The sequence below is a fragment of the Kitasatospora sp. NPDC094019 genome, from assembly GCF_044764505.1.
Classification (GTDB): Bacteria; Actinomycetota; Actinomycetes; order Streptomycetales; family Streptomycetaceae; genus Kitasatospora.
In genome coordinates, this window is sequence record NZ_JBIWIF010000043.1 from 1 (window position 1) to 7,896 (window position 7,896).

General features: G+C 76.4%; 1 protein-coding gene and 1 pseudogene. Both read left to right on the top strand.

Going from position 1 to position 7,896, the window contains the following annotated elements; translation table 11 throughout:
* Positions 1 to 9: 9 nt before the first annotated feature.
* Positions 10 to 6,120 (top strand): annotated as a pseudogene (locus ACIQ9P_RS39250) (SDR family NAD(P)-dependent oxidoreductase); the annotation flags it as partial.
* A gap of 104 nt (positions 6,121 to 6,224) precedes the next feature.
* Positions 6,225 to 7,896: type I polyketide synthase (locus ACIQ9P_RS39255; RefSeq protein WP_402367318.1), on the top strand; the 1,672-nt coding region annotated here is incomplete at its 3' end.

A 7,896-nucleotide genomic window follows, 5' to 3' on the forward strand; every position in this document is an offset into this window, starting at 1 on the left:
CGTGGGGCCGTGCGTTTCGCGGACGTGGTCACCACGCTGGCGGCCGAGGGCGCGACGACCTTCGTCGAACTCGGCCCCGACGGCACCCTCACCGGCCTCGTCGGCGCCACCCTGGACGACGCCGTGACCGCCGTCCCGGTCCTGCGCCGGAAGCACCCCGAGCAGCGGACGGCGCTGACGGCGCTCGCCCGGATCCACGTCCAGGGCCACCGGGTCGACTGGACCGCCCTGTTCGGCGGCGGGCGCCGTCCGAGGCTCGCCCTGCCCACCTATCCGTTCCAGCGCCGCCGCTACTGGCTGGAGCCCGCCGCCCGGACCGCCGCCGACGCGCGCGGACTCGGCCTGGCGGCCGTCGACCACCCCGTGCTCGGTGCGGTCGTCACCCCGGCCGACTCGGAGGGCGTGCTGCTCACCGGCAGCCTCTCCCTCGCCACCCACCCCTGGCTCGCCGACCATGTGGCGCTGGGCACCGTCCTGGCGCCCGGCGCGGCCCTGGTCGAGCTGGCGATCCGGGCGGGCGACGAGGTCGGCGCGAGCACCCTGGACGAGTTGGTGATCGAGGCCCCGCTCGTACTGCCCGAGCGCGACACCCTGCAACTGCACGTGGCGGTCGGCGCGCCGGACGGGACCGGCGTGCGTCCGGTCGCGATCCACTCCCGGCCCGCAGCGGCGGCCGGGGACGGCGTCTGGACCCGGCACGCGAGCGGCCTGCTGTCCGCCGACCGGCCCGCCACGGCCGCGCCCACCGCCTGGGCGCCCGCCGACGGCGCCGAACACCTCGCCCCCGAGGAGGCGTACGAGCTGCTGGCCGCCGTCGGACTCGACTACGGTCCGGCCTTCCGGGGCCTGCGCGAGGTCTGGCGGGACGGCGCGACGCTGCACGCGCACGCCGTGCTGCCGGAGTCGCTGACCGGGGACGCCGCCCGGTTCGGCCTGCACCCCGCGCTGCTGGACGCGGCCGCCCAGCTGCCCGCCCTCGACGGGGCCGACCGTGACCCCGCCGACGGCGACCCGGCCGCCGCCCGCACCCGTCGACTGCCGTTCGCCTATCGGGGCGTCACCCTGCACGCCACCGCCGCGACCGAGCTGCGGGTGCTGGTCACCGCGACCGGATCCGACTCCTTCCGACTGGAGGCCACCGATCCGGCCGGCCGCCCGGTGATCACCGTCGAATCGCTGGTCACCCGGCCCGTCCCCACCGAGGGCCCGGGCGCCGAGCCCGCCGTCGGCCGGGACACCCTGTTCGCCGTCGACTGGCCCGAGGCGGCCGTCGACGCGGCCGACGCGCTGGCGAACGAGCTGCTGCGGGTGGACGGGGACGTGACCGAGACCCTGGTCGCCCTCCAGGAGTGGCTGGCCCGGGACGAGGGCGCGGGCGCCCCGCTCGTCGTGCTGACGCGTCAGGCCGTGGCCGTCGACGACTCGGAGACGCCGGACCTGACCGCCGCGCCGGTGTGGGGTCTGGTGCGCTCCGCGCAGTCGGAGCACCCGGGCCGGATCGTGCTGGTCGACACCGACGGCACCGACGCCTCGGAAGCCGTACTCGCGGCGGCCGTGACCGGCGGCGAGCCGCAACTCGCCCTGCGCGAAGGCCGGGCGCGGGTGCCGCGCCTGACCCGGGTGACGGTTCCCGAGGCTCCGGCGCCGGACTGGGACCCGGAGGGCACGGTGCTGATCACCGGCGGCACCGGCACTCTGGGCGCCCTGCTCGCCCGCCACCTGGTGGCCGAGCGCGGGGTGCGTCACCTGCTGCTGCTGTCCCGCCGGGGCACCGACGCTCCCGGAGCGGCCGAACTCCGGGACGAACTCACCGCCCTCGGCGCGGAGGTGACGATCGAGGCCGCCGACACCGCCGACCGCGAGGCCCTCGCCGCCGCGATCGCGGCCGTCCCCGCCGCGCACCCGCTGACCGCCGTCGTCCACACCGCCGGCGTGGTCGACGACGGCGTACTGACCGCCCTCACCCCCGAGCGCCTGGCCGCCGTCTGGGCCCCCAAGGCCGACGGCGCCCGCCACCTGCACGAGCTCACCCGGTCCCACGACCTGGCCGCGTTCGTCCTCTACTCCTCCGTCGCCGGCACCCTCGGCAGCCCGGGGCAGGCGAGCTACGCCGCCGCGAACACCTACCTGGACGCGCTCGCCGCCCACCGGCGCAGCATCGGCCTCCCTGCGCAGTCCCTGGCCTGGGGGCAGTGGGCCGAGGCCAGCGGCATCACCGAACACCTCAGCGCCACCGACCACGCCCGACTGGCCCGCTTCGGCATCCGGCCGATCGGCTCCGCCGAGGGCACGCGCCTGTTCGACGCCACCCGGCGGATCGGCGACCGGGCGGTGCTGGTGCCGTCCCCGCTCGACCTCGCCGCCGTCCGGACCCGCCAGGAGGTGCCGCCGCTGCTGCGCGGCCTGGTCCGGCCCGCGCGGCGCACCGCCACCGCCGCACTGCCCGGCACCCCCGGCACCACCGCCGCGACGGACGGCCGCGGCGCCCTCGCGCAGCGGCTCGCCGCCCTGCCCGACGACGCCGAGCGGCAGGCGGAACTGCTCCGGCTGGTCCGCGCCGAGGTGTCCGCCGTGCTCGGCACCGAGGCCGACGCGGTCGGCGCCCGGCGGTCGTTCACCAGCATCGGCGTGGACTCGCTGTCCGCCGTCGAGCTGCGCAACCGGGTCGCGGCCGCCACCGGCCTGCGCCTGCCGGCCACCCTGGTCTTCGACCACCCCGACCCGACCGCCCTCGCCGAGCACCTGCGGGCCGAACTCGTCGGCGACACCGCCGCCCCGAGGACCGCCCCGAAGACCGTCGCCCCCGGGAGCACCTTCGCGGCGGCCCGGCCCGCCGCCGAGGACGACCCGGTCGTCATCGTCGGCATGGCCTGCCGCCTGCCCGGCGGCGTGGCCACCCCGGACGACCTGTGGCGGCTGGTGAGCGAGGGCCGGGACGCCGTCACCGACTTCCCCGACGACCGGGGCTGGGACCTCGACGCCCTCTACGACCCGGACCCCGACCAGCCCGGCACCTCCTACACCCGGCACGGCGGGTTCCTCGACCGGCCGGCCGAGTTCGACGCCGAGTTCTTCGGCATCTCGCCCCGCGAGGCGCTCGCCACCGACCCGCAGCAGCGGCTGCTGCTGGAGACCACCTGGGAGGCCCTGGAGAGCGCGGGCATCGACCCGACGGCCCTGCGCGGCAGCCGGACCGGCGTCTTCGCCGGCGTGATGTACCACGACTACGCGCCGCGCGTCCGCGAGGTGCCGGCCGAACTGGAGGGCTGGCTCGGCAACGGCACCGCCGGCAGCGTGGCCTCCGGTCGGATCTCCTACTCCTTCGGCTTCGAGGGCCCGGCCGTCACCGTGGACACGGCCTGCTCCTCCTCGCTGGTGGCGCTGCACCTGGCCGCGCAGTCGCTGCGCGCCGGCGAGTGCGACCTCGCTCTCGCCGGCGGCGTGGCCGTGATGTCCACCCCGACCACCTTCGTCGAGTTCTCCCGGCAGCGGGCCCTCTCCGCCGACGGCCGCTGCAAGGCGTACGCGAACGCGGCGGACGGCACCGGCTGGGGCGAGGGCGTCGGACTGCTGCTGGTCGAGCGGCTCTCCGACGCGCGCCGCAACGGCCACCCGGTGCTGGCGGTGGTTCGCGGCAGCGCGGTCAACCAGGACGGCGCCTCCAACGGCCTGACCGCGCCCAGCGGCCCCGCCCAGCAGCGGGTGATCCGCCAGGCGCTGGAGCGGGCCGGGCTCGGCACCGCCGACGTCGACGCGGTCGAGGGCCACGGCACCGGCACCACCCTCGGCGACCCGATCGAGGCCCAGGCCGTGATCGCCACCTACGGACAGCAGCGCCCGGCCGAACAGCCGCTCTGGCTGGGCTCGTTGAAGTCCAACATCGGCCACACCCAGGCGGCGGCCGGCGCGGCGGGCGTGATCAAGATGGTCCAGGCGATCCGGCACGGGGTGCTGCCGCGCACCCTGCACGTGGACGAACCCTCGCCGTACGTGGACTGGTCGGCGGGCGCCGTCGAGTTGCTGACCGAGCAGCGGGACTGGCCGGAGCTCGGGCGGCCGCGCCGCGCGGCCGTCTCCTCCTTCGGCGTGTCCGGCACCAACGCCCACGTGATCATCGAGCAGGCCCCGGAACCGGCTCCCGTCGCCCGGGTCGCCACCGCCGTCGTGCCCGGCCCGCTGCCCTACCTGGTCTCCGCCCGCACCCCGGCGGCGCTGCTCGCCCAGGCCGCCCAGGTGGCGGAGCTGCTCCCGGCGCCCGACGGCCGGGACCTCGACGTCGCGCACGCCCTGGCCACCGCCCGCGCCGCCCTGGAGGAACGGGCCGTCGCCGTCGGCGACCCGGAGGCCCTGCGGGCGCTCGCCGCCGGGGACCCGGCCGCCGCCCTGGTCACCGGCACCGCCGACGTCAGCGGCCGCACGGTGTTCGTCTTCCCCGGCCAGGGTTCGCAGTGGGCCGGGATGGCCGTCGAACTCCTCGACACCGCGCCGGTGTTCGCCGCCAGGATCGAGGAGTGCGCGGCCGCCCTGGCCCCGCACACCGACTGGTCGCTGCCCGACGTCCTGCGGGGTGCCCCCGGTGCCCCCGGCCTGGACCGGGTGGATGTCGTCCAGCCGGTGCTGTGGGCGGTGATGGTCTCGCTCGCGGAGCTGTGGCGGGCGCACGGGGTGCGGCCGGACGCCGTGGTCGGCCACAGCCAGGGCGAGATCGCGGCCGCCGTGGTCGCGGGCGGGCTCTCGCTCGCCGACGGCGCCCGGGTGGTGGCCCTGCGCAGCCGGGCCATTCTCGCCCTGGCCGGCGCGGGCGGCATGGCCTCGGTGGCCCTGCCCGCCGCCGTGGTGGCCGAGCGGATCGCCGACCGCGGCGACCGGCTCTCGATCGCCGTGGTGAACGGCCCGTCGGCGACCGTGGTCTCCGGCGAGCCGGCCGCGCTGGCCGAACTCGTCGACGCCTACCGGGCCGAGGGCGTCCGGGCCCGCACGATCCCGGTCGACTACGCCTCGCACTCCGCCCAGGTGGACGGTCTGCGGGAGGAACTGGTGGAACTGCTGGCGCCGGTCCGGCCGCGCACCGGGACAGTGCCGCTGCTGTCCACCGTCACCGGCGACTGGTTCGACACGGCGGGGCTGGACGCGGAGTACTGGGTGACGAACCTGCGCGAGACGGTCCGCTTCGAGGAGGCCACCCGGCGCCTGGCCGAGGACGGCCACGCCGTGTTCGTCGAGGTGTCGCCGCACGGGGTGCTGACCGTACCGATCGAGGAGACCCTCGCGGCCGTCGGCGCCGGAAAGCGCTCGGTGGTGGCGGGCACGCTCCGCCGCGACCACGGCGGGCCGGAGCGGTTCCTGCTCTCGGCCGCCGAACTCTGGGTGCGGGGCGTCGCGTTCGACTGGCCGGTGGTGTTCGCCGGGACCGCCCCGCGGCCGCTGGCGCTGCCCACCTACCCGTTCCGGCGGCAGCGCTACTGGCTGGACGCGACCGTCACCAACACCACGGTGGCCGGATCCGTGGCCGCCTCCGGGGGTGCCGACGCGGCGGTCGCCGGGCCCGCGCCCTGGTTGGCCAGGCTGGAGGGCGCGGAGGGCGCCGAGGCACGGGAGGCGGTGCTGCTCGACCTGGTCCGCCGGGAGGCCGCCGCCGTGCTCGGCCACTCCGGCATCGCCGCCGTCGCCGCCGACCGGGCCTTCCGCGAACTGGGCCTGACCTCGCTCACGGCCGTCGAACTGCGCAACCGCATCGGCGCCGGGACCGGGCTGGAGCTGCCCGCGACGCTGGTCTTCGACCACCCGACCCCGGCCGCCGTCGCCGCCCGGCTGCTCGCCGAACTCCCGGACACGGCAGGTGCTTCGGACGGTTCGGAGCTGGATCCTGGCGCGGCCCTGGCCGCCCTGGAGCGCTCGCTCGCCGGACCGGCCGGGCCCGAGGGGGAGCGTGCCTCGGTGCTCGCGCGGCTGAAGGCGCTGGTGGACCGCTGGGACACCGGCGCGTTCGACGGGGCGGGCGCCGAGGACGGCGGGGGCGGGGACGGGCTCGACGACCTCGACCTGGAGAACGCCACCGACGAGGAACTCTTCGCCCTGATGGACCGCGACGCCTCCTCGTCCACCGCCGACCGGCCCTGATCCCTCTTCCGTTCCGCAGCACCCCTAAGGCCCCGACGGCCGACCGTCCCGCTGTCGGGCCCCGCCCGCCACCACCCGTACGACCGCACCCGCGAGAGGCACCGATGTCCAACGACCAGAAGCTCCGCGACTACCTGAAGCGCGCCCTGGCCGACGCGCGCCAGGCCAACCGCCGCCTGGAGGAGGTGGAGCGGGCCAAGCGCGAACCGATCGCGATCGTCGGCATGGCCTGCCGCCTGCCCGGCGGGGTCGCCTCGCCGGAGGACCTCTGGCGGCTGGTGTCCGACGGCGGCGACGCCATCACCGAGTTCCCGGCCGACCGGGGCTGGGACCTCGACGCCCTCTACGACCCGGACCCCGACCAGCCCGGCACCTCCTACACCCGGCACGGCGGGTTCCTCGACACCACCGCCGAGTTCGACGCCGAGTTCTTCGGCATCTCGCCCCGCGAGGCCCTCGCCACCGACCCGCAGCACCGGCTGCTGCTCGAAACCGCGTGGGAGGCGTTCGAGCGGGCCGGTATCGACCCGACGGCCTTGCGCGGCAGCCGGACGGCGGTGTTCGCGGGCCTGGCGGGGACCGACTACACACCCCGACTGCACGACGCCCCGGGTGAGTTGGAGGGATACCTCGGCATCGGTGGACTGGATAGCGTGGCCTCCGGCCGGATCTCCTACACCTTCGGCTTCGAGGGGCCGGCCGTCACGGTCAACACGGCCTGCTCCTCCTCACTGGTGGCGCTGCACCTGGCCGCGCAGTCGCTGCGCTCCGGCGAGTCGGACCTCGCCCTGGCCGGCGGGGTCAGCGTGATGTCGACGGCACAGGGCTTCGTCGAGTTCTCCCGGCAGCGCGGACTGTCCACCGACGGGCGGTGCAAGGCGTTCGCGGCGGGTGCCGACGGGACGGGCTGGGCGGAGGGTGTGGGTCTGCTGCTGGTGGAGCGACTGTCGGACGCGCGTCGCAACGGTCATGAGGTGCTGGCGGTGCTGCGCGGCAGCGCGGTGAACCAGGACGGCGCCTCCAACGGCCTCACCGCCCCCAACGGCCCGGCCCAGCAGCGGGTGATCCGCGCCGCCCTGGCCGACGCCCGTTTGTCCGCCGCCGACGTCCAGGCCGTCGAGGCGCACGGCACCGGCACCCGGCTCGGCGATCCGATCGAGGCCCAGGCCGTCCTGGCCACCTACGGCCGCGATCGGCCCGCCGAACAGCCTCTGCTGCTGGGCTCGTTGAAGTCGAACATCGGTCACACCCAGGCGGCTGCCGGTGTGGCGGGTGTGATCAAGTCGGTGCTGGCGATCCGGCACGGCGTGCTGCCCCGGACCCTGCACATCGCGGAGCCGACCCCGTTCGTCAACTGGTCGGCGGGCGCGGTGGAACTGCTGACCGAGCCCCGGGACTGGCCGACCGTGGACGGTCCGCGCCGGGTCGGCGTCTCGGCCTTCGGCGCGAGCGGCACCAACGCGCACGTGATCGTCGAGCAGGCTCCGGTGGAGGACTCGGCGCCGGTCGGGGGTGTGGTGCCGACGGTGGAGGGTGCGTTGCTGCCGTTCGTGGTGTCGGCGCGTTCGCCCGAGGCGCTGCGCGAACAGGGCGCGCTGATAGCGGAGTTGGCCCTCGCTACCGATCCACTGGAGGTGGCCCGGTCCTTGGTCACCACGCGTGCCGCGTTGGAGGAGCGGGCGGTGGTGCTGGGGGATGCGGGGTTGCTGCGTGATCCCGAGGGTGCGGGTGTGGTGCGGGGTGTGGCGGGTTCGGGTGGTCTGGCGTTCCTGTTCT